The organism is Amycolatopsis sp. NPDC101161 (assembly GCF_044768185.1).
Taxonomy (GTDB): Bacteria; Actinomycetota; Actinomycetes; order Mycobacteriales; family Pseudonocardiaceae; genus Amycolatopsis.
The window spans coordinates 1,346,552-1,367,695 of record NZ_JBIWPI010000002.1; the positions used below are offsets into that span (position 1 = coordinate 1,346,552).

The window sequence follows — 21,144 nt, forward strand, 5'->3', positions numbered from 1 at the left end:
GGCACCCTCGTTCCGAGGTGGGAGCGCGTGATCGGTTGGGTGATCATCGGTCCCACCTCCTTTCGCTGATCATGGGTGCCCGGGTGAAGTTAGGGGCCGGCCCGCCGCGCGTCAACGTATTTTCTGGAGGACGACCCGCGTGCTCAGCCGCGGCTGGTCGTAGGAGTGCGACGCCTCCAGGACGTACTCGCCGGCGATGTGCTGCCAGCCGTCGCGCCAGACCTCGGCCGACCTCGGCGCGATGACGATGTCGGTCTCGACGGCCTCGCCGGGCCCGGCTTCGACGCTCGCGAAGCCCGCGAGCCAGCGGGGCGGCCGGTCACCGCGCTCGGTCGGGGCCAGGTAGAGCTGGACGACTTCGCGCCCCTTCCGCGTTCCCGAGTTGCGTACGCGGACTCGGACGCGCGCGCCGCCTTCGTCGTCCGGGTAGACGTCGAGTTCCTCGTAAACCCAGGTCGTGTAGCCCTGGCCGTGGCCGAACCAGTACGCGGGCCGGGTTTCTGTGCGTGCCCAAGCGCTGTAGCCGATGTAGACGCCTTCGCTGTACTCGAGAACGCCGTCCTCCGGCGTCACGTCGGTGACCGGCGCGTCCTCGAGCTTCGCCGGCCAGGTCGTCGGCAAGCGACCGCCGGGCTCTTCGCGACCGAAGAGGACGTCGGCGAGCGCGTCGCCGCCCGCCTGGCCGGGGAACCAGGTGAGCAGGATCGCGGCGACGTCATCGCGCCACGGCAGTTCCACCGGGGAGCCGGCGTTGACGACGACCACGGTGTTGGGGTTGGCCTGCGCGACCCGGGTGACGAGTTCGTCCTGCCTTCCCGGCAGCGCCAGGGAAGTCCGGTCGAAGCCCTCGCTCTCGACCTCGGCGGTGGTGCCGACCACGACGACGGCGACGTCCGACTTCCCCGCCAGGGCAACGGCTTCGTCGAGGGCGGCGTCCGGGGCGGGGACCGGGCCGCGGTGGCCGAGCGCGAAGGTGACCCAGGCGAACGTGCCGCGCGCGAACTCCGCCATCTCCGACGGGATCCAGTACGTCAGGCTGACGTCGACGAGCTCGCCCGCGGTCAGCTCGACCTCGCGGCGCTGCTCGATCACCTGCATGATCGACGTGAAGACGTCGCCGCCTTCGGGCAGGTTGACGCCGTCGAAGAGGGTCTGGCCGCCGACCGTGAGGCGCAGGTCGCCGGGGCCGGTGACGGCGAAGGTGTGCGTGCCGCCGCGTTCCGGCAGGTAGGTGCCGTGGATTTCGACCGAGGCGAGCGTGGTCAGGTCGAGCCCTTCCGGCAGCTCGCCGATCCAGGTGATTTTGGCTTCCCTGAGCGGAAATTCAGCCAATCGGGTGCCGTCCGCGGCTTTGGCGGTCGCGCGGAGCCGGAAATTGTCGGTGGCCGGCGGTAGCGTCGTTCGCGGATCGGCACCGAGGGCGTACGCCAGGTCGGTGCCCGGGGGAACGGCCTTGCGAAGGCCGTCGAGAGGGGAGACGACGTGGTCCGGGAACACGGTGGCGCTGCCGCCGCCGAGGATTTTGGGGTCCGCGGCCAGCGCGCCGATCAGGGCGATGCTCTGCGGCTGCTTGAGCGGGAGGACGCCGGTTTCGTTGCTGATCAGCACGAACGACCGGTGCGCGACCTCGCGCGCGATCGCGTCACCATCCATAGTGGACTGTATTGCGCCGGTGCTGCCGCCGAGCGCGCCGGTCCGGTGGGCCAGCAGGAGCACGCGGCGGACCATGTCGTCGACGACCTCTTCGTCGACTTCGCCGCCGCGCACGGCTTCCGCGAGCTGTTCGCCGAAAACCGTGCGGGGGCCGGGCATCGCGACGTCGAGGCCGCCGTTGGCGGAGGCGACGGTGTCGCGCGCGGCCAGCCAGTCGGAGACGACGAAGCCGTCGAAGCCCCATTCGTCGCGCAGCACGCCGTTGAGGAGGCCGGCGTGCTGGGTCATCGTGGTGCCGTTGACACTGTTGTAGGCGGCCATGATCCCCCACGGCTTCGCCCGCCGGACGATGAGTTCGAAGGGCGCGAGGTAGAGCTCGCGCAGCGCGCGCTCGCCGACGTGGACGTCGGCTGTGAAGCGTTCGGTCTCGAAGTCGTTGGCGACGAAGTGCTTGACCGTGACGGCGACCCCGCCGTCCTGCACGCCGGTGACGTAGCCGGCGCCGATCATCCCGGTGAGGAGGGGATCTTCCGAGTAGCACTCGAAGTGGCGGCCGCCCAGCGGCGAGCGCTGGAGGTTGACCGTCGGGGCGAGTAGGACGTGCACGCCCTTGCGGCGGGCTTCCTGCGCGAGCAGCCGGCCGACGCGCACGGCCAGCCGCGGGTCCCAGCTGGCGGCGAGCGCCGTCGGGCTGGGCAGCGTCACCGAGGGGTCGTCCGGGCTCCACCGGACTCCGCGGACGCCGACCGGGCCGTCGGAGAGCACGAGGGAGTCCAGGCCGAGGTCCGGCAGGGCGGGCAGGCTCCAGACGTCCTGGCCGGCGAGGAGCCTCGCCTTGGCGTCCAGGTCGAGCCCGGCCAGCAGCGCGTCGACGTCGAAGCTCATGGGCGCCTACTCTACCTGGCGGCGAGTAGCGAACGTTACGGTTTCGTGACAGCGCGTCCCGTAGGCTCGGGATCATGACCCGGGCCAGGGGCGCCGACCGCCGCGCGAGCATCGTCCGAGCGGCGTTCGAAGTGATCGCCGAACGCGGCTACCGGGGCACCTCGCTGGCGGCGGTGGCCGACCGCGTCGGGCTGACGCAGCAGGGGCTGATGCACTACTTCCCCACGAAGGAGGACTTGCTGACGGCGGTGCTGGAGACCCGCGACGAGTGGGACTTGCTGCACTTCGGGCACGCCCCACCGGGCGACGAGTCGGCGATGACGGTCAACCAGCTGGCCGACCTGGTCGACTACAACGCGACGCGGCCGGGGATAGTCCAGACGTACACGGTGCTGTCGGCGGACAGCGTCACCGACGACCACCCGGCACGCGAGTACTTCCACGACCGGTATCGGCGAGTGCGCGCGGGCATGACGCAGATGCTGGAACGCCACCGCGACGAGCTGCCCCCGGGAACCACACCGGAGCAGCTGGCCCCGATCGCGATCGCGATCCTGGACGGCCTACAGCTGCAGTGGCTGCTGGACCCCTCGGAGGTCGACATGTCGGCGGGGTTCCGCACGTTCTTGACGCTGCTGGGCATCAAACCGGACTGACGGCTCTCGCCGGGCGGCGGTGCGACATCGGCGACCCGCGGGTTCTGTTCGGGCCAACCGCCGGCGGATCCGTTCCGGCCGCCGGTAGCCCCCGACTCGCCCGACCCCACAGCGGCAACGTGCCGAACCCCGGCCGCCCAGCGCGCCCGCCCGTCCCAGCCGACCGGCGCCGCCCGCCCCGGCCGCAGCCCACCCCGGCCGCCGAAACCGTTCCCCCGGCGTGATTGCGCCGAGCGGGAGCACCTGACACGGTGTTCCGATGCTGAAGCAGGTCGCCGATGGCGTTTGGGTCCGGCAGAGCGAGTGGGTCTGGAGCAACACCACCGTCGTGCGCGGGGACGATGGCTTGGTCCTCGTCGACCCCGGCATCACCGGGGCCGAACTCAACGAGCTCGCCGATGACCTGGACCAGCTCGGCCTCCCGGTGGTCGCCGGGTTCTGCACCCACCCCCACTTCGACCACCTGCTCTGGCATCCCCGCTTCGGCGACGTCCCGCGCTACGCCACCCCCGCCACCGCCCAAATCGCTACCGAAGCCCGGGAACGCGCGCAAGCCATGGCGGCGGAGACCGCGCCCGACATCCCCCTCGACCTGGTCGCCCTCGTCACCCCGCTGCCCGCCGACAACCCCCTGCCCGGCGAGCTGATCGAGCACGACGCCCACGCCGTCGGCCACGCCGCCCTGCTCCTCGCCGACCGGGGTGTCCTGCTCGTCGGCGACATGCTCTCCGACGTCCTGATCCCGCTCCTCGACCCCCGCCGCTCCGGCCAAGAGGACGCCTACCCGGCCGCGCTCGACCGGCTGGAAGAGGCCGCCCGGCACGTCGATGTCGTGATCCCCGGGCACGGCGCCGTCGCCGAAGGAAAAGAAATCGCGGCCCGCTTCGCCACCGACCGCGCCTACCTCGAAGTGCTGCGGCGCGGCGAAGAACCGGACGACGACCGCTGGGGCAAGCGCAAGTAGGTCAGCCCATCCCGACGCTCTGCCGCTCGACCTCGATCAGCCCGACCACCCGCACCTGCTCCCGCGGGTAGCCCTGCCCGATGTACTTCTTGGCGATGCGGTCGACGATCTCCCAGCCCGCGTCGCCGTCGATCCACTCGACCACGCGGCCGCGGATGACCACCGGCTCGAACGGGTTGTCCGCCGGGGTGAGGGACAGCGCCACCCGCGGGTCGCGCTGGAGGTTGCGGGCCTTGCGCGAGTCCGGGCCGGTCATGATCGCGATGTGGTCACCCTCCGGGTCGACCCAGACCGGGACCGAGTGCGGCGCCCCGTCGGGCAGGACGGTGGCCAGGTGCGCCACCACGTTCGTCGAGATGATGCGGCGGACGTCTTCGTTCAGCATGGCTTTCTCCTTCTGGCTGACTGCTGACTGACGGGGTTGCTCAGGCGACCGAGTAGTGGAGGTGGGTGACGCCGGGCGCGGGGACGGCTTCGATCAGCCGCAGCCGCACGCGGGAAGGCAGTTCCTGGAAGAACGACCGCCCGCCGCCGAGCAGGACCGGGACCTGGTGGAGGACGACCTCGTCGACCAGGCCCGCCGCCAGCGCCGACGTCAGGACCCCGCCGCCCATCAGGCCGACGTCCTTGCCGCCGGCCGCCTCGCGAGCGGCCTCGATGGCCTCCTTGATGTCCCCGACCAGCGTCTGCTGGGGAGTCAGTTCGGGCGCCGGCCGGTGGCTGAGGAGGAAGAGGCGGGCGCCCGGGTGCGGGCTGCCGCCGCCGAAGTGGTCCGAGTCCTCGTAGGTGTTCCGGCCCGCCACGATCGCGCCGACGCGCCCGGCGAGGTCGTCGAAGACGCGGGCGCTCGGTTCGCTGAGCTTGAAGAAGTCGAACACGCGGCTCTGCGTGTCGCCGTCGGTGTACCAGTCGAAGAGCGTCCCGCCGTCGCCGAGGCCGTTCCCCGGACGGGCGCCGCGGCCGGTGATGTACCCGTCGACCGACACTGCGTGGGCGCTGAAGACCTTGCTCATCGCGATCCTTTCGGAGTTCCTTGAGGAGACTCCGTAATCGTAGCAGCGCAAGTTCCCTAAGGGAACCCCGAATGCTAAAGTGACCTCATGCAGCGCACGAACTTCAGCGAACTGGCCCCGTGCTCGATCGCGCGCACGCTCGACGTCATCGGCGAACCGTGGTCGCCGTTGATCCTGCGGGACGTCTTCGCGGGGGTCAGCCGGTTCGAGCAGATCCAGGCCGACCTCGGGATCTCGCGCAAGGTCCTCACCGAGCGGCTCCACCACCTCGTCGACCAGGGCGTCCTCGAACGCCGGCCGTACGACCGGCGGCCCCGCTACGAGTACGTCCTGACCGAAAAGGGCGCCGAACTGGTCGACATGCTGATGGTCATGACCCGCTGGGGCGACAAGTGGCTCGCCGGCGAGGCCGGCCCACCGGTGCTCTACCGCCACCACACCTGCGGCGAGATCAGCAGCGTCGAACTCCGCTGCAACCACTGCGGCGAACTGATGAACGCGGGCAACGTCGACCCGCTCCCCGGCCCCGGCGCGGGCCGGTAGCCGCTACGGCAACCGCGGCTGCGCGACGGCCTCGCGCAGCCGGCGCAACGTCCGCAGCGTCGTTTCGAGGTCCTCCTGGGACACCGCGCCCGCCACGTCCTCCGCCCACGCCACCTGCGCCGCGCCCAGTTCGCGCATCGCCGCTTTCGCCCGCCGCGTCAACGACAGCAGCGGCGCCCGCGCGTCGGCCGGGTTCGGCAGGCGGTCGAGCATTCCGTTGCGCAGCAAGCGGTTCACCGTCTCCTGGACGCTCTGGCGCCGCAGCCCGCGGCGCCGCGCCACCTCGGCCGCGGTCGCCGGGCCGTCCTCGAGGAAGCCGAGGACCTGCCACTGCGCCGCCGTCAGCCCGACCGGCCCGGTCAGCGCGTCCCCCGCCGCCAGGAAGCCGCCGTTGCAGGCGAAGACCGCGTCGATCACCCGGGTGAACATCTCGGCTCGAGGGGATCGCATGCGTGCTACTCTCGCACATCGACAGGCACCTGTCGAAATGGAGACGACCATGGACATGCCCACCCTCGGCCCCGCGCACGACGCGCTGAAGGCTTTCGCCGGCGACTGGGCCGGCCCCGAGGAACTCGCCGCTTCGCCGTGGGCGCCGGCCTCGACCGCGCGCGCCGAGTGCCGCTATCGCCTGGAGCTGAACGGTTTCGCGCTCGTCCAGGACTACCGTCAGCTACGCGAGGACGGGACGGAGTTCCTGGGGCACAACGTCTTCACCGTGCACCCGCAGAGCGGCGAGACGCTCTGGTACGGCTTCGACAGCTACGGCTTCCCGCCCGAGTCACCCGCCCGCGGGGACTGGTCCGGCGCGACGCTCGTCCTGGAGAAGCGGACCGCCCGCGGAGTGGCCCGGCACCGGCTCGCCCCGGACGGTGACACCCTGACGCACGAAATCGACGTCCGGATGGGCGAAGACCGCGAATTCAGCCCATTTCTCCGCGCCCGGTACACCCGCGAAAACGGGTAGGAGGAAACAGGCGACGCCCCTCCCCCCTTGCACGCGGACGTCACCTGTTTCCGGTCTCTGCCACCACATCCGCGGACCTGCCGACCCGGGCGGTCCCGCGGTGGGTCAATTTCACAACAATTATTAGTTATTCGGTGTTGCTCGATTCGGCGTTCTGCAGCGAGTGTGTCCCGGTAGCTCGCGGAGGCCCAGAGAAAACGATTACTTTCACCCGAACGGCCTAGCGCAGGCACCCGCTCACCGGTGCCTGCGCGAGCCCGCGAGCTCCGGAATTGTCGGACCCCCGGAGTAGAGATGGACGGGTGCGCAGACCCGCCGGAACACCCCAGGACGCCACGGAACCACCCCCGCTGATCGGGGTCGAGAACGTGAAGATGCCCGAATGGGCACGCGTCGACGAACGCGTGGCCGCGGCCGGCTTCGGCCAGGCCGTGCGCGCCTTGCCGGCCGCGATCGCCGTCGTGCTGCGGCTGGCCTGGCGCACGTCGCCGCGGCTGACGCTGCTGGCCGGCTTCGTGCACGTCATCTCGGGCTGCGTCACGGCGTTCGGGCTGCTCGCCACCGCGAACGTCTTCACCGCGCTGCTCGAACACGGCCCGACGCCGGAGCGGGTGCTGCAGTCGCTGCCCGCGATCGCGGTCGTCACCGGTTCGTACGCGGCGCGCGCGTTGCTCGACGCCGCCGTCGCGGCCGTCGAAGGCGCGTTGCGGCCACGCGTCACCGCGGCGGCGGACGACGCGGTGACGGCGGCGGTCGTGCGCGTCGGGCTGATCGCGTTCGAGGACGCGGACTTCCGCGAACTGGCGCGGCAGGGCGCGCGGTTCGGCGTCCGGTCGATCGAGACGAGCCTGCGCCGGGTGGCCGACCTGACGTCGTCGGCGATCTCGCTGGCGGCGGCGATGCTCACCGCGGGCCTGCTCAACCCGTGGCTGGCACCGGTCCTGCTGCTCGCCGCGGCGGCCGACGGCTTCGCCGCCGCGCGCATCGCGAAGCTGAACTACCGGCACTTCATCGACACGGTCGGGCGCAACATCCGCAAGTCGGTCGTCGAAGAGGTCGCCACCTGGCGGTCGATGGCGCTCGAACGGCACGCGCTGACGTTGCAGGAACCGTTGCTCGGCGAGTACCGGCGCATCTCGCGCAGCCTGATGCGCGAGGAGGTCCGGCTGGCGCACCGCAGCAACCTGGTGCGGACGACCGGGCGGGCGGCGGCCGGGTTCGGCACCGCCGTCGCGTACCTGGTGCTCGGCTGGCTGCTCTACTCCGGCGGGATGGAGCTGGCGCTGGCCGGCACGGCGGTGCTGGCGATGCGCACGGCGTCGACGGCGCTGTCCAACACCATGCGCGCGGTCAATTCGCTGTACGAGGACTCGTTCTACATCGGGTTCTACAACCAGCTGCTGGTGGAGTCGGTGCGGCGGCAGCCACCGCCGACGGCGCTGACCGCGCCGGCCGACCCGGGCGAGATCCGGCTGGAGGGCGTCTCGTTCACCTACCCGGGCCAGCCGAAGCCGGCGTTGCGGGACATCTCGCTGACGATCCGGCGCGGCGAGGTGGTCGCGCTCGTCGGGGAGAACGGGTCGGGCAAGACGACCCTCGGCAAGCTGCTGACCGGCCTCTACCCACCGGACGAAGGCGTGGTGCGCTGGGACGACGTCGACCTCGCGCACGCGGACCCGGCGTCGGTGCACGCGAACATCGCGGTGATCGCGCAGGAGCCCGCGGAGTGGCCGATGACGGCGGCGAAGAACGTCACGGTCGGCCGCCTCGGCCGCGCGGACCCGGACGGCCGCGCGTGGCGCGAGGCGGTCGACTACTCGGGCGCGGGCGAGGTGATCGAGTCGTTGCCCGCCAAGGAGAACACCGTGCTGTCCAAGAAGTTCGACGAGGGCCAGGACCTCTCCGGCGGCCAGTGGCAGCGCATGGGCATCGCCCGCGGCATCTACCGCGACGCATCGGTCCTGGTGGCCGACGAGCCGACGGCGGCGCTCGACGCCCGCGCGGAGGCGAGGGTGTTCGCCGGCCTGCAGCACGCGAGCGCGTCCCACAGCGGCAGGCGGACGACGATCCTGGTCACCCACCGGCTGGCGAACATCCGCTCGGCCGACCGGATCCTGGTGCTGGAGAAGGGAAGGCTGATCGAGCAGGGAACGCACGAGGAGCTGATCGAAGCGGGCGGGGTGTACCACGAGCTGTACGAAATCCAGGCGCGCGCGTACGGCGTGGAGGTGCCCTCGCCGCGCGTCACCGGCACGCCGTCGCCGCGAGAAGCGCGACGCCCCACACCAGGAACACCGGGTAGGTCGCCGTGAAGGCCCGCTGACCGGCGAGCGCGGCCTCGCCGACCACCCGCGGGCCAGGCCGGCGGCCAGCAGCGCCGGGACCGCACCCCGGGGCGGTCCGCACACGGCAGGCCTCGGCGGCGAACCCGCAGAGAATCCCGTCGGCGACCGGGACAAGCCTTTTCGCACTAGCAGTCCCATTGCCACGCGGGCTGCTCCGGATCACCGGTGCGGGTGAGCCGGCTCCCCCGTGCGCGGGTGGCATCGCGCACCCGCCCAGCGGATTTACCCCGCCGAGCCCGCGGGGCAGACTGGCCTGCCGAGCCCGAGGAGGCCTGATGCGCCAGCTCACCGCCCTGGACGTGCAGTTCCTCAACGCCGAGTCGACCACCACCACCGGGCACGTCGGGGGGCTCTCGATCCTCGACCCCCTGACCGCTCCGGACCGGACCCTCACCCTCGACGGCCTGCGCGAGCTCATCGGCTCGCGGCTGCACCTCGCGAAACCGCTCCGGTGGCGGCTGCTGCCCGTGCCGCTCGGGCTCGACCACCCCTACTGGATCGACGATCCGGAGTTCGACCTCGAGTACCACGTCCGCGAGATCGCGCTGCCCGCTCCCGGCGACCCGAAACAGCTCGGGGAACAGATCGCCCGCCTCACCGCGCGGCCGCTCGACCGGCGGCGGCCGCTCTGGGAGGCCTACCTCATCCACGGCCTGCAGGACGGCAGCAAAGCCGTCTACACGAAGGTCCACCACAGCGCCATCGACGGCGTCTCCGGGGCCGAGCTCATCGGCGTCCTCATGGACACGACGGCCGAACCGCCACCGCAAGAACCGCCGACGACACCACAGAAAGAGCCCATCCCCACGCCTGTCGCGCTCGCCCTCAACGGGACGAAGAAGCTCGTGCTGCACCCCGTCAAGGCCGCCCTCCAGGTACCGAAGCTGCTGCAGCACCTCGACGACGTCCCCGGCCTCGGGCGCTACCCCGGCGTCGGACTGCTCGCGAAGGCCGGGAGCGTCCTCAACCGCGTCACGCGCCAAGGTCCCGGACGGCACGAGGCCGCGCGGCCGCGGCTGGTCACGCCCGACACGCCGTTCAACGGGCCGATCAGCCCGCACCGCCGGTTCGCGTACGGCTCGCTGCCCCTCGACGAGGTCAAGCGCGTCAAGAACGCCTTCGGCGTCACCGTGAACGACGTCGTGCTGGCGTTGTGCGCGAGCGCCATGCGCCGGTGGCTGACCGATCACGACGCCCTGCCCGACCAGCCGCTCGTCACGCTCGTCCCGCTGTCGGTGCGCACGCCCGAGCAGGCGAAGGACGCCGGGAACCAGGTCTCCGTCATGCTCGCGCCGCTGCCGACGCACCTCGCCGATCCCGCCGCGCGGCTGGCCGAGGTCACCAGCGCGATGGTCGCCGCGAAGCAGCGGTACCAGCCGCTGCCCGCGTCGTGGCTGGTCGACTTCAGCGGGATGCTGCCGGCCGCGCTCGGCGGGCTCGCCGCCCGCGCCACGATGAAGTTCCTGGGGGCCACCGCGCCCGTCGTCAACCTCGTCGTCTCGAACGTGCCGGGCTCGCAGAAGCCGCTGTACCTCGCGGGCGCGCGGCTGCTCGCGAACTACCCGGTGTCCGCGATCACCGACGCGAGTGGCGGGCTGAACATCACCGTGATGTCCTACGACGGCAAGCTGGACTTCGGGCTGGTCGCCTGCCGCGAGCTGATCCCGGACGTCTGGGACCTGATCGACCACCTGCACGACGCGCTGGCCGAGCTCACGAAGCTGGCCGCCGAGCACACCCGGGAGGCCTGATGGCGGAGCAGGTCACCGAGGTCGGCGGCGTCGAGCTCTGCCACGAGACGTTCGGCGACGCGGGCGGCCGGCCGCTGCTGCTCGTCATGGGCCTCGGCGCGCCGATGATCTGGTGGGACGAAGAGTTCTGCGAACTCCTTGCCGCACAAGGGTTCCGCGTCATCCGGTTCGACAACCGGGACGCCGGGCGGTCGAGCCGGATGCGTGGCCGGGCCAACCTCGCGCAGGCGTACCTGCTGCACAGCGCGCCCTACTCGCTGGCGGACATGGCCGCCGACGCCGCCGGGTTGCTGGACGCGCTGGGCGTCCCGGCCGCGCACGTCGCGGGCGCGTCGATGGGCGGGATGATCGCGCAGACGCTGGCGATCCGGCACCCCGAGCGGGTGCTGTCGCTGACGTCGATCATGTCCAGCACCGGCGGGCGACTGGTCGGCCGCCCGAGCGGCAAGGCGATGTCGATGCTGCTCAGCGCGCCGCCGCGCAGCCGGGCGGAGTACGTCGAGATGCTCGTGCGGACGTTCCGGCTGATCGGCTCACCGGGCTACCCGTTCGACGAGGCCCGCATGCGCGACCGCGCCGAGCGCACGTTCGACCGCGGCGTCCACCCGGGCGGCACGCTGCGCCAGCTCGCGGCGATCATGGCCGAGCGCGACCGCGCCCCGCGGCTGCGGAAGGTGCGAGTACCCGCATTGGTGATCCACGGGGCGCGCGACCCGCTGGTCCACGTATCGGGCGGCCGCGCGACGGCGAGAGCCATCCCGGGCGCGGACCTCGACATCGTCCCGGGCATGGGCCACGACCTGCCCCGCGCGGTCTGGCCGCGGATCGTGCGCGGCATCTCGCGCATCGCCGACCGCGCCGAGGTCACCCCGAGAGCGTGATCGAACCCAGGTGGGAGAAGTGGGCCGCCACGCGGGAGCCTCGGCGGAGCGGGACCGCGTCCGTCATGCCGCCCGTCAGCACGATCCAGCCCGGCTCCAACGCCAGCCCTCGCGCGCCCAGTGCGTTCGCCGCCAACGCCAATGCCTCCGCCGGGTGGCCCTGGACCGCCGCGCCCGTTGCCGTGTCGACGATCTGGCCGTCGACCTCCAGCAGCGCCGCCTCCAGCGAAAGATCCAGCGCCACCGGCGGCAGCCCTACCGGTCCGACGCTGAAGTACGCCGACGAGCCGTTGTCCGCGACCGCGTCCGGGAGCGTGAAGCGGTAGTCCGCGTACCGGCTGTCGATGATCTCGATGCCGCCGTACACGCGGTCGACCGCGGCCAGTGCCGTCGCCGCCGTGACGCCCGGGCCCGTCAAGCGGTCCCGCAGCACGAAGACCAGCTCCGGCTCCGCGCGCGGGTGGATCAGCTGCGGCACGGGGACGCCCGCCGGCAGCACCATCGCGTCCGTCAGCCAGGCCAGCAGCGGCGCGTCGATGCCCATCCGCTCCTGCTTGGCCCGGGACGTCAGGCCCAGCTTCAGCCCGACCAGCGTCTCGCCGCGGGCCCGCCGCTGCCGCAGCGCCTCGTCCTGGATCGCGTACGCCGTGTCGACGTCCAGCTCCGGCCAGTCCTCCGACAGCGGCGAACGCTCCGAAGTCGTCCCCAGCAGCGCCGCGGCCGCCTCGCGCACGTTCACGATTCCTCCGAAAAGACCGCGGTGACACTGCCCAGGCCGGCGATGGTCGCGACGACCGTGTCGCCCGGCGACACCGGGATCGCGCGGGTCATCGAGCCCGGCAGCACGACGTGCCCGGGCTCGAGGGTGACGCCCAGCGGCCCGACCGTGTTCGCCAGCCAGACCAGCGAGTTCAACGGCGACCCGAGCACCGCGCCGCCCGCGCCGGTGGCCGCCACCGAACCGTTCTGGTGCAGCACGCAGCCGGCCAGCCGCAGGTCGGTGTCGCGCAGCGCCGTCGGGCGGCTGCCCAGCACGACCCCGCCGGACGACGCGTTGTCGGCGATCGTGTCGAACAGCGAGATCTTCCAGTCCCGGATCCGCGAGTCGACGATCTCCAGCGACGGCAGCACGAAGTCGACCGCCCGCACCGCGTCGGCGACCGTGACGCCCGGGCCGCGCAACGCCGAGCCGAGCACGAACGCGATCTCCGGCTCGATCCGCGGCCGCAGGAACGCCGACGTCGGGATCGGCTGGTGCTCGAGGTGGAACATGCTGCCGGTGAGGTGCCCGTAGTCGGGCTGGTCGACGCCCATCTGCCGCTGCATCGCGGCGGACGCGAGCCCGACCTTGTGCCCGCGGACGGCGTCACCGCCGTCGACCCACTGCCGCACCTGCTCCTGCTGGATCCGGTACGCGTCCTCGACCCCCGCGTCCGGGTAGGTCTTGATCAGCGGCTCGATCGGTTCGCGGGTCGCGTAGGCCCGCGCCAGTAGGGCGGCGGCCTCCTGCACCTTGCTGACGTCCACGTCCGGGACTCTGCCGTGCGGGCACCGCGCGCACAAGCCTCGTCGTTCCGTTCAACGGAACTCTCGCCAGGCAACCTCTTGCGCGCGAGATAAATGAAGCGTAGCGTCGACGACACCACCAGGAAGGGACGTGAGGGACATGGCACCGACCCAAGCCGAGGTCACCAAGCTCGCCGAGATCCGCGACGAGCTGCGCGAGCGCCACCTGCGCCCGGCCGCCGACCGACCGGCGACGAACGGGCGCGGCATCCACCACACCGCGCTGATCTCCAGCGACGTCGAGCGGACCATCGAGTTCTACCAGGACATCCTCGGCTTCCCGCTCACCGAGCTGATCGAGAACCGCGACTACCCCGGCTCCAGCCACTTCTTCTTCGACGTCGGCAACGGCAACGCCGTCGCGTTCTTCGACCTGCCCGGTCTGGACCTCGGCCCGTACGCGGAAGTCCTCGGTGGACTGCACCACCTGGCCCTGTCCGTCACGCCCGAACGGTGGAGCGCGATCAAGGACAAGCTCGACGAGGCCGGCGTGCAGTACCTGCTGGAGAGCAAGACTTCCATCTACCTGTCCGATCCGGACGGTGCCCGCGTCGAGCTGATCTCCGACCCGCTCGGTGAGATGTACGGCGAGAAGATCGGCTGAAAGCGTGTTCCGGGCGCCGCGCGGCGTTTAGCCTGTGCGCGACGTCTGGAGGTCCGATGCCCGACTGGTCGCTTTCCCGCGCGAAGGCCCGGCTCGATCGCCGTGAGCTGCTCGACGAACTCACCGCGCGCACCCGCTTCGAGGTCCGCCTGCACCTCAACGAGCCGGCGACGAACGGCGCGTACGACGAGCTGACGAGCATCTTCGCGATCGGGCACGGCGAGTGCGCCGCGCTGCTGGCGCACCACCGCCTGCTGCCGTGGTGGGAGCGCGCGCTGCTGTTCCGCTACGCGCGCCGCCTGCACGGCAAGGCGATCATGCGCAGTGTGGGCGTCGTGCCCGCCGAGGTCGCGCCGCAGGCCGCCCGCGCGTTCGGCGCCGAGATCGCCGAGCTCGCCCCGGACTCCGGCGACACCGGCGCGAAGTACGACCTGCAGGGCCGCGGGCTGCTGACGGTGTTCCGCATCGCCGTCGGCGCCAAGGGCGCGGTCTGGCCCGACCAGCACGAGGTCGCGACGACGTCCGCCCGCAACATCCTGACGTGCGCCGCCACCTTCGCCCGCCGCAAGCCGTGGCACGTGATCTGGCCCGTCTACCGCGTCCGCGGCCTGCGGCTCTGGAAGCTTTGACGCCCGCTGGGCGTTCTGATCGATATGAAAGCAGAGGAAATCCTCGAAGGCGCGAAGACCATCGCCGTCGTGGGCCTGAGCCGCGACCCGGCCAAGGCCGCGCACGGTGTCCCGGCCGTGCTGCAGGCGCACGGGTTCCGGATCATCCCGGTGCACCCGACCGCGACCGAGCTGCTCGGCGAGAAGGTCTACCGGTCGCTGAAGGACGTCCCGGAGCCGGTCGACCTGGTCGACGTCTTCCGGCCGTCCCCCGAGGCGCCGGGCATCGCGCGTGAAGCCGTGGAGATCGGCGCGAAGGCGCTGTGGCTGCAGCAGGGCATCGTCTCCGCCGAGGCGCGCCGCATCGCCGAGGAAGGCGGGCTCGAGTACGTCGAGAACCGCTGCACGGCGGTCGTGCGCGCGACGGCCGCGATCTCGAAGAACTAGGCGGCGCGCTTCGTCCGGCGGCCTATGCTCCGAGGCGATGACGACCTCACTCACCGAGACGCTGCGAATTCCCACCGACGACGGCGAGGCCGACGCCATCGCCGCCTACCCCGGCGACGGCGGGCGGCACCCGGGGGTGCTGATGTACCCGGACGGCTTCGGGATCCGTCCCGTGCTGCGGGACATGGCCCGCGAACTGGCCGGTCACGGGTACTACGTGCTCGTCCCCAACATCTTCTACCGGACCGGCCCAACCCCGGTGCTCGAGCTTCCCGAGCACATCGGGGAAGAAGCCAGGCCCGCGATCTTCGCGGAGCTCATGCCGTTGATCGAGGCCCACACCGCCGAACGCGTCCTGCGTGACGCCGACGCCTACCTCCGGTTCCTCACCACCCAACGCGAGGTCAGGCCCGGCCCCGTCGCGGTGACCGGCTACTGCATCGGCGGCCTCCTCGCGACGCGCACCGCCGCGGCCCACCCCGAGCAGGTGGCCGCCCTCGCCGCGTTCCACGCCCCGGTGCACGCCGCGGGGCCCGACGCTCTGCACCGGCTCACCGCCCGGGTCCACTTCGGCCACGCCGAATCCGACCTGACGCCTGAGGCGCTCAACGAGCTCAACCGGACTCTGGACGCCGCAGGGATCGACTACACATCCGAGATCTACCCCGGCACCGTCCACGGCTTCACGATGTCCGACACCGACGCCTTCGACCCCGCCGCTCTGCGGCGCCACTGGGACCGGCTGCTGCCGCTGCTGGCCGAACGCCCCTAGGCCGACGCTCCGAAGTGGACGATGCGGTGGTTCCCGGTTTCAGCCACCCAAACCCCGCCCACGCCGTCGTCGGCCATGTCCCTCGGGGAGCTGATCGGCTCGGTCGTGTCGGACAGCGCCGCGCCCGTGCGGGTGTCGAAGCGGGCCACGCGGCCGGTGTCATCGACCAGCAGCCGCCCCGCGTGGTCCAGTGCCAGCCCGCGCGGCCGGTCCAGGCCGCCGAACTCGCGCACGAACCCGCCCCACCACGAGAACTGCACCACGCGGTGGTTGCCCGTGTCGGCGACGTACACGTGGCCGGCCGCGTCGACCGCGACCCCTTCCGGCGCCTTGAGCCGCCCGGCCAGGACGCGCACGAGCGCGCCGTCACGGGTGAACGCCTGGACGCGGTCGTTGCCGGTGTCCGCCACCCACACGCGGCCGCGGACGTCGACGGCGATCCCGGACGGCGCGCGGAACTGGCCCGGCCCGGCGCCGGGCCCGCCGAACGCGCGTGGGAGCGACGCGACTTCACTGGTGGCCACGGCACCAGGATCGCCGACCGCGAGCCACGGCGGCCAGTGGCGAAAGGAGTGTTCAGCGACTGTTCGGCCGTCGCTCACCACGTCCACCGCGAGCACGTCCGCCGCTCCAGGAAGCTGTACGCCGGCAGCGGCCCGACCCAGTCGGCCTGGACGCCGCCGCGGGTGAGCCCGGTGACCGCGTCGCGCACGACGAGCAGGTCGCCCAGGCCGACGAGGAACGCCCAGCGCTCGTCGGCGGACTCGCCGGCCGGCAGCGCCACGGAGTCGCGGGCCCGCTCGGCGACCTCGGAGAGCAGCACGTCCGAGCGGGCGGCCCGCCACGCCGAGCCGGGCTCGGTGAACCGCAGGCAGACGTGCACCTCGGCCAGGCCGTCGAGCCGGTCGAGGTCGGCGCGGTAGGTGCCGGCCGCCGGCGCCAGCACGTCGGCGCGGACGGCGTCCTCGTCGTCGGCCACCGTGCCGAACCGGACCGGCAGCACCGGCCCGCCCTCGACCAGCGCGGACACCACCGCCAAGTGCACGGCCGGGTCCGGCTCGGGGTCGCCGACGACCATCGCCAGGTCCTCCCAGCCGACCGTCCGCGGCGCCCGCGGGTGCCCGGCCCGCACGACGCCGTAGAGCTGCAGCGTCACGGCTGGTCGACGGGGACGGCGGGCTCCACGGGTACCGCGACCGCCGGAGTCGGCGGCGGGGGCGGGATGAGCCCGGTCGTCTGCCCGAGCCCCTGGGAGATCTGCCCGGGCACCGGCGTGCTCTGCAGCCGCTGCATGGCTTCGAGGTAGCGGATGTAGGTGTCGACGCTGGCGATCACGATCCGCGCCTCGATCGCCAGCAGCTCGATCCCGATCACCGACACCCGCACCGAGGCGTCGATGACGAGTCCCTTGTCGAGCAGGATGTCGAGCGTGTCGGCGAGGCCTCCGCCGGTCTGTCCCGGTCTGGTCACCTAAAACCTTTCGTCGAGGACCGCGCGGAGCTCGGCGAACCGGGCGTCCAGCGCGATCAGGGCCTGGCCGAGGTCTTCGACCTGGGCGGGGGTGAGGGTCTCCATGCGCCGCAGCGCTTGGCGTTCGAGCACTTCGCGGAGGATGTCGAGCACGGTGACGACCAGGTGGCCGAGCCCGCGGCCGGCGTCGGCGGGGATCCGGACGGGCTCGCTCATCCTTCGAGCCCGAGCAGCAGCAGCCGCAGGTCGAGCCGGACCAGGTCGATCCCGGCGAGCGAGATGATCACGTCCCCGGTCACGACGGCGCCGCGGTGCACGACCCGGTCGAGCAGGTCGGCGACGGACTCCACGGCGGCGTCAGCCATCGGCCGCCACCCCGAGCTCGACGTCGGTGAACGAGTACGGCGGCCACGGCCCCGACGTCTCCACCGTCGCGCCCGCCGCGCGCAGCTCGCGGGCGAACCACTCGAACTCCGCGTGGAACGCGGCCTCCCGCCCGGTTTCGACCAGGAACGCGGTGTTGACCAGCACGCCGTGCGGCCGCGCCCGTTCCATGCTGTCGGCCGCGTGCCGGCGCAACGCGTTCTGGAGCCGCCCGGCCGCGCCGACGACGTCCTCGCGCGCCTGCTGGAGCGCCTTCAGCCGCTCGCGCCGCCGGACGAGGTACTGCGTGCCGGTCAGGCCCGCGGTGTCCGGCCGGGTCGTCGCGGCGGGTTCGGTGTGCCGCACCCGCACGCCCCATTCGCGGTGCCCCTCGACCTCGTCGAGGCAGTCCCGCGCCTGGTCGTAGGCGACCTCCAGGAGCCGTTTCACCGAGGCTTCGCCGTCGAGGACCGTGCCGAACCGCAGCGGCAGCACCGGTTCGTGGCGGAAAACCGCGCGCACGACGGCGTCGTGTTCGCGGGCCAGCTCCGCGAGCGCGCCGTCCACCGGGTCGAGCGTGTCGATGCGGTCGAACCGCGCCGGGCTCACCTCCGAGACGACGACGCCCAGGTCGCGGTAGCCGACGAGCCGGGGCGCCGCGCCGAGGTCCAGACCGTCGCGGTTGCGGGTGATCGCGTAGGCGCAGAGCCAGTCGCGGGTGGTCACCGGGGTTCTTCCCTCCCGCTCGGCACGGGCAGCCGAGCCTCGAGTTCGGCGACGCGCGCCGCCAGGTCCAGTTCTTTCCCGGTGGGGTCCGCCAGTTCTCCGCGCCGGGCGTTCGGCGCGAAGAACGGGTCGTTCGTCCACCAGTCCATGCCCATTTCCCGGGCGGTCTGCGCGGAGGCGATGAAGAGCCGGATCCGCAGTGTCAGCAATTCGACGTCGACGACGCTGACGCCGATGTCACCGGCTATCACGACGCCCTTGTCGAGCACGCGCTCCAGAATGTCCGCCAATGAATCGGACGAAGCGGCCAATCGTGTCACCCTTCCTTTCAGGAATCGGTGGTGCCCCGCGTGAACCGCCGCAGCCGTTCGCACGCGGTCAGCTCACCGGCGGCGTCGACGTCGACCCGGTAGGTGGCCAGCACACTGGTGGAGTCCGGGATCCGGGCCAGCTCGACGACGTCGACGAGCACGGACCACCCGCCGTCGGCGCGGGTCCGGACCCCGGTCACGGCGTGCGGGGTCATCCCCGTGACCACGCCGAACTGGGCCGTCGCTTCGCGGATGGCGTCGACGGCACGAAGCCGGGAAACGGATTTCCCGGGGCTTTCCGGTATATTGTTGTTTTGGGCAAGGAACGGCTCTGGCGATTCCGTCATCGCTTTCCTGGTCTCGGGTGGGTGCCCACCGTAGCAACGTGCACAACTGCGCGCAGGTGAGCAGCGGCACGGTATTTTTCACCGGTTCGCGGGAACGGTTGGGCAATCTGCGGCAACCTCTGACGGCAGATGGCGCAACAAGGGACACCCAGCGGCACCAATTCCGGGATCATCCCCGGAATATCACGATCGAGTAACGTCTACCAGCCGGTAGCCGACGCCGCGGACCGTCTCGATGGTCCGGGTGCCGAACGGGACGTCGATCTTGCGCCGCAGGTACCCGACGTAGACCTCGACGACGTTCTCGTCGCCGTCGTAGTGCGCGTCCCAGACGTGGCTCAGGATCTCGTTCTTCGTCAGCGCGGTTCCCGGGCGCCGCAACAAGAACTCCAGCAACCCGAACTCCCGCGCGGTCAGCTCGATCCGCGTCTGTCCCCTGTGGACGGTCCGGGCCGACGGGTCGAGCCGCAGGTCGCCCGCCTCCAGGACGGCGGGGCGGGCCGGCGCGCCGCGCCGCAGCAGCGCGCGCAGCCGGGCGATCAGCACGACGAAGGAGAACGGCTTGGACAGGTAGTCGTCGGCGCCGAGGTCGAACGCGTCGGCTTCGTCGTACTCGCCGTCCTTGGCGGTGAGCATCAGCACCGGCGTCCAGTTTTCGGCCGCGCGCAAGCGCTTGAGCACTTCGTAGCCGGACAGCTCGGGCAGCATGATGTCGAGCACGACGACGTCGTACTCCTGCTCGGTGGCCCGCCAGAGCCCCTCGCGGCCGGTGTGCGCGACGTCGACGGTGAAGCCCTCGGCGACCAGGCCGCGCCGCAGCGTCTCCGCGAACTCGCGCTCGTCCTCCACGATCAGCAGCCGCACTACTCCTCCTCGGGCAGTTCGAGCACCGGCAGTTCGAGCACGAACCGCGCGCCCGGCTCGTCCGAAGCGGCGTAGCGCGCGCTCCCACCGTGGCGCGCCGCGATGCCCGCCACGATCGGCAGGCCCAGCCCGGTGCCGCCGTGTTCGCGCTGCCGCGACGCGTCCAGCCGGACGAACCGTTCGAAGATCCGGACGCGGTCGGCTTCCGCGACGCCGGGGCCGTCGTCGCTCACCTCGACGACGGCGAGGTCGCCGCGCACCGAGCTGGCCACCCGGATGTGCGAGCGCGCGTGCCCGCGGGCGTTGTCGACCAGGTTCCGCACCGCCCGCCGCAGCTGGGCCTCGCTGCCGCGGACCTTCGCCGGCCTGGCGCGGACCTCGATGTCCAGCGCGCACTCGCCGCGGACCCGCTCGGCTTCGGCGCGCACTATGTCGTCGAGGTCGACCTCGGTGCGCGACGGCCGGTCGGTCGCATCGTCGGTGCGGGCGAGCATGAGCAGGTCGTCGACGAGCTCGCGCAGCCGCGCGGTCTCGCGGGCGATGACCGGCACCAGGTCTTGCGCGCTCTCCGGGTGCCGCCCGGAGACGTCGAGCGCGGTGCTGATCGTGGACAGCGGCGAGCGCAGCTCGTGGCTGGCGTCCGCGACGAACCGGCGTTGCGCCGCCTGCGCCGACGCGAGCCGCCCGAGCATCCCGTTGAGCGTCACGGCCAGCCGGTGCACCTCGTCGCCGCCCGGCGGCAGCGGGACGCGGGCGGCGAGGTCGCGCGTCGAGATCTCGGCGACGGTCCGGCGCATCCGCTCGACCGGGCGCAGCGCCGAGCCGACCGCGCGGTAGACGGCGAGGCCGGAGATCGCCAGCAGCGGGATCGCGATCAGGCCGAGGAGCAGCGTCAGGCGCGTCGACGCCTCGGTCACCGGCTCCAGCGACCGCGCGGAGATCACCGTGTACGGCCCGCCCGGTCCGTTGACCTGCTGCGACACGACGCGGTAGTCGGCGCTGTCGCCGTTGAGCCCGAGCGGGAGGGTCTCGATGCCTTCCTGCCCGACGGCCGGGCGGGCGGAGGTCAGCGGCGGGTGCCCGACGATCGCCGGGTCGCTCGCGATCGGCACGCCCCGGGCGTTCAGCACCTGGGTGACGGCCTCGGTGTCGCCGGTGCTGGCGACGTCGGACGCGCTGAGGTCGCGCGCGCCCTCGCGGATGAGCTGGATGGCGACCTGGCGGCCGGTGCTGCGCGCACTCTCGGTGACGCTGCGGTCGAGCGACTCCTCCAGCAGCACCACGACCACCGCGAGCGCGGCGGCGATGGCCAGCGCGAGCGCCAACACGGCCACCGCGGTCGTCCGCATCCGCACGCCGGTCGCGGCGATCACCCTGCCCAGTTTCACCAACTCAGCGTAACCACGGA

27 protein-coding genes are annotated in these 21,144 nt (G+C 72.0%); 11 read left to right on the plus strand and 16 right to left on the minus strand.

Going from position 1 to position 21,144, the window contains the following annotated elements:
- Positions 1–111 precede the first annotated feature (111 nt).
- Positions 112–2,538 (minus strand): beta-glucosidase H, encoded by a 2,427-nt coding sequence (locus ACIRSS_RS17615; protein ID WP_400895981.1) that lies wholly within the window; start codon positions 2,536–2,538, stop codon positions 112–114.
- A 74-nt stretch (positions 2,539–2,612) separates the two neighbouring features.
- Here ACIRSS_RS17615 and ACIRSS_RS17620 point away from each other — a divergent pair, with 74 nt between their 5' ends.
- Together ACIRSS_RS17620 and ACIRSS_RS17625 are read left to right on the plus strand one after the other, a co-directional pair.
- The gene (locus ACIRSS_RS17620) at positions 2,613–3,194 is read left to right on the plus strand and encodes a TetR/AcrR family transcriptional regulator (RefSeq protein ID WP_400895984.1); all 582 of its coding nucleotides are present in this window, start codon (positions 2,613–2,615) and stop codon (positions 3,192–3,194) included.
- 259 nt (positions 3,195–3,453) lie between these two features.
- A complete protein-coding gene (locus ACIRSS_RS17625; protein ID WP_400895987.1) occupies positions 3,454–4,158 on the plus strand; it encodes an MBL fold metallo-hydrolase in 705 nt (234 codons plus the stop codon).
- A 1-nt stretch (position 4,159) separates the two neighbouring features.
- Here the strand turns inward: ACIRSS_RS17625 and ACIRSS_RS17630 are convergent, their stop codons facing one another.
- Entirely contained in the window at positions 4,160–4,543 is a 384-nt protein-coding gene (locus tag ACIRSS_RS17630) for a PPOX class F420-dependent oxidoreductase (protein ID WP_400895989.1), read from the minus strand.
- A 40-nt stretch (positions 4,544–4,583) separates the two neighbouring features.
- Entirely contained in the window at positions 4,584–5,171 is a 588-nt protein-coding gene (locus ACIRSS_RS17635; protein ID WP_400895991.1) for a dihydrofolate reductase family protein, read from the minus strand.
- 87 nt (positions 5,172–5,258) lie between these two features.
- Between ACIRSS_RS17635 and ACIRSS_RS17640 the strand changes: the two genes are divergently transcribed.
- Positions 5,259–5,714 carry a winged helix-turn-helix transcriptional regulator gene (locus tag ACIRSS_RS17640; RefSeq protein ID WP_400895993.1) on the plus strand — a complete coding sequence of 152 codons (456 nt, stop codon included), beginning with the start codon at positions 5,259–5,261 and terminating at the stop codon, positions 5,712–5,714.
- A gap of 3 nt (positions 5,715–5,717) precedes the next feature.
- Here the strand turns inward: ACIRSS_RS17640 and ACIRSS_RS17645 are convergent, their stop codons facing one another.
- On the minus strand, positions 5,718–6,164 hold the full coding sequence (locus tag ACIRSS_RS17645; RefSeq protein WP_400895995.1) for a MarR family winged helix-turn-helix transcriptional regulator: 447 nt from the start codon (positions 6,162–6,164) through the stop codon (positions 5,718–5,720).
- Between the two features lie 49 nt (positions 6,165–6,213).
- On the opposite strand from ACIRSS_RS17645, the gene ACIRSS_RS17650 reads away from it, so the two are divergent.
- The 4 genes from ACIRSS_RS17650 (at position 6,214) to ACIRSS_RS17665 (ending at position 11,658) form a co-directional block, all read left to right on the plus strand.
- A complete protein-coding gene (locus ACIRSS_RS17650; RefSeq protein ID WP_400895997.1) occupies positions 6,214–6,681 on the plus strand; it encodes a DUF1579 domain-containing protein in 468 nt (155 codons plus the stop codon).
- Positions 6,682–7,055: 374 nt separating this feature from the next.
- Positions 7,056–8,993, plus strand: coding sequence for an ABC transporter ATP-binding protein (locus ACIRSS_RS17655; RefSeq protein ID WP_400897516.1), 1,938 nt, complete (start codon positions 7,056–7,058; stop codon positions 8,991–8,993).
- 308 nt (positions 8,994–9,301) lie between these two features.
- Positions 9,302–10,777 carry a wax ester/triacylglycerol synthase family O-acyltransferase gene (locus tag ACIRSS_RS17660; protein ID WP_400895999.1) on the plus strand — a complete coding sequence of 492 codons (1,476 nt, stop codon included), beginning with the start codon at positions 9,302–9,304 and terminating at the stop codon, positions 10,775–10,777.
- Positions 10,777–11,658 (plus strand): alpha/beta fold hydrolase, encoded by an 882-nt coding sequence (locus tag ACIRSS_RS17665; RefSeq protein ID WP_400896001.1) that lies wholly within the window; start codon positions 10,777–10,779, stop codon positions 11,656–11,658. The genes ACIRSS_RS17660 and ACIRSS_RS17665 overlap by 1 nt, the downstream gene beginning before the upstream one ends.
- Here ACIRSS_RS17665 and ACIRSS_RS17670 read toward each other — a convergent pair.
- Positions 11,642–12,397, minus strand: coding sequence for a 2-keto-4-pentenoate hydratase (locus ACIRSS_RS17670; protein ID WP_400896003.1), 756 nt, complete (start codon positions 12,395–12,397; stop codon positions 11,642–11,644). The genes ACIRSS_RS17665 and ACIRSS_RS17670 overlap by 17 nt on opposite strands.
- Positions 12,394–13,185: a 2-keto-4-pentenoate hydratase gene (locus ACIRSS_RS17675; protein ID WP_400896005.1), complete on the minus strand. Its 792-nt coding sequence runs from the start codon at positions 13,183–13,185 to the stop codon at positions 12,394–12,396. Before ACIRSS_RS17675 ends, ACIRSS_RS17670 begins: the two co-directional genes overlap by 4 nt.
- 139 nt (positions 13,186–13,324) lie before the next feature.
- On the opposite strand from ACIRSS_RS17675, the gene ACIRSS_RS17680 reads away from it, so the two are divergent.
- Genes ACIRSS_RS17680 through ACIRSS_RS17695 form a run of 4 tightly spaced genes read left to right on the plus strand, consistent with a single transcriptional unit; the run spans position 13,325 to position 15,655 of the window.
- Positions 13,325–13,828: a VOC family protein gene (locus tag ACIRSS_RS17680; protein ID WP_400867658.1), complete on the plus strand. Its 504-nt coding sequence runs from the start codon at positions 13,325–13,327 to the stop codon at positions 13,826–13,828.
- A gap of 56 nt (positions 13,829–13,884) precedes the next feature.
- Complete coding sequence (locus ACIRSS_RS17685; RefSeq protein WP_400896006.1) at positions 13,885–14,457, plus strand: hypothetical protein; 573 nt, start codon at positions 13,885–13,887, stop codon at positions 14,455–14,457.
- 24 nt (positions 14,458–14,481) lie between these two features.
- On the plus strand, positions 14,482–14,883 hold the full coding sequence (locus ACIRSS_RS17690; RefSeq protein WP_400896008.1) for a CoA-binding protein: 402 nt from the start codon (positions 14,482–14,484) through the stop codon (positions 14,881–14,883).
- Between the two features lie 37 nt (positions 14,884–14,920).
- Complete coding sequence (locus tag ACIRSS_RS17695) at positions 14,921–15,655, plus strand: dienelactone hydrolase family protein (protein WP_400896010.1); 735 nt, start codon at positions 14,921–14,923, stop codon at positions 15,653–15,655.
- On the opposite strand, the gene ACIRSS_RS17700 is transcribed toward ACIRSS_RS17695, so the two are convergent.
- From ACIRSS_RS17700 to ACIRSS_RS17745, 10 genes are all read right to left on the minus strand, one after another.
- Positions 15,652–16,179 carry an NHL repeat-containing protein gene (locus tag ACIRSS_RS17700; RefSeq protein ID WP_400896012.1) on the minus strand — a complete coding sequence of 176 codons (528 nt, stop codon included), beginning with the start codon at positions 16,177–16,179 and terminating at the stop codon, positions 15,652–15,654. The genes ACIRSS_RS17695 and ACIRSS_RS17700 overlap by 4 nt on opposite strands.
- A 74-nt stretch (positions 16,180–16,253) precedes the next feature.
- Positions 16,254–16,811, minus strand: coding sequence for a GvpL/GvpF family gas vesicle protein (locus ACIRSS_RS17705; protein ID WP_400896014.1), 558 nt, complete (start codon positions 16,809–16,811; stop codon positions 16,254–16,256).
- Positions 16,808–17,125 (minus strand): gas vesicle protein GvpJ, encoded by a 318-nt coding sequence (gene gvpJ, locus ACIRSS_RS17710; RefSeq protein ID WP_400896016.1) that lies wholly within the window; start codon positions 17,123–17,125, stop codon positions 16,808–16,810. Before gvpJ (ACIRSS_RS17710) ends, ACIRSS_RS17705 begins: the two co-directional genes overlap by 4 nt.
- Positions 17,126–17,341, minus strand: coding sequence for a gas vesicle protein K (locus tag ACIRSS_RS17715; RefSeq protein ID WP_400896018.1), 216 nt, complete (start codon positions 17,339–17,341; stop codon positions 17,126–17,128).
- A complete protein-coding gene (gene gvpJ / locus ACIRSS_RS17720; protein WP_086674556.1) occupies positions 17,338–17,490 on the minus strand; it encodes a gas vesicle protein GvpJ in 153 nt (50 codons plus the stop codon). The genes ACIRSS_RS17715 and gvpJ (ACIRSS_RS17720) overlap by 4 nt, the downstream gene beginning before the upstream one ends.
- Complete coding sequence (locus ACIRSS_RS17725) at positions 17,483–18,214, minus strand: GvpL/GvpF family gas vesicle protein (RefSeq protein ID WP_400896020.1); 732 nt, start codon at positions 18,212–18,214, stop codon at positions 17,483–17,485. Before ACIRSS_RS17725 ends, gvpJ (ACIRSS_RS17720) begins: the two co-directional genes overlap by 8 nt.
- Complete coding sequence (locus tag ACIRSS_RS17730; RefSeq protein WP_400896022.1) at positions 18,211–18,525, minus strand: gas vesicle protein; 315 nt, start codon at positions 18,523–18,525, stop codon at positions 18,211–18,213. Before ACIRSS_RS17730 ends, ACIRSS_RS17725 begins: the two co-directional genes overlap by 4 nt.
- Positions 18,526–18,542: 17 nt before the next feature.
- Positions 18,543–18,872 carry a gas vesicle protein gene (locus tag ACIRSS_RS17735; protein ID WP_400896024.1) on the minus strand — a complete coding sequence of 110 codons (330 nt, stop codon included), beginning with the start codon at positions 18,870–18,872 and terminating at the stop codon, positions 18,543–18,545.
- Between the two features lie 183 nt (positions 18,873–19,055).
- Entirely contained in the window at positions 19,056–19,736 is a 681-nt protein-coding gene (locus ACIRSS_RS17740; protein WP_400896026.1) for a response regulator transcription factor, read from the minus strand.
- Positions 19,736–21,124 (minus strand): sensor histidine kinase, encoded by a 1,389-nt coding sequence (locus ACIRSS_RS17745; RefSeq protein WP_400896028.1) that lies wholly within the window; start codon positions 21,122–21,124, stop codon positions 19,736–19,738. Before ACIRSS_RS17745 ends, ACIRSS_RS17740 begins: the two co-directional genes overlap by 1 nt.
- Between the last annotated feature and the right edge of the window lie 20 nt (positions 21,125–21,144).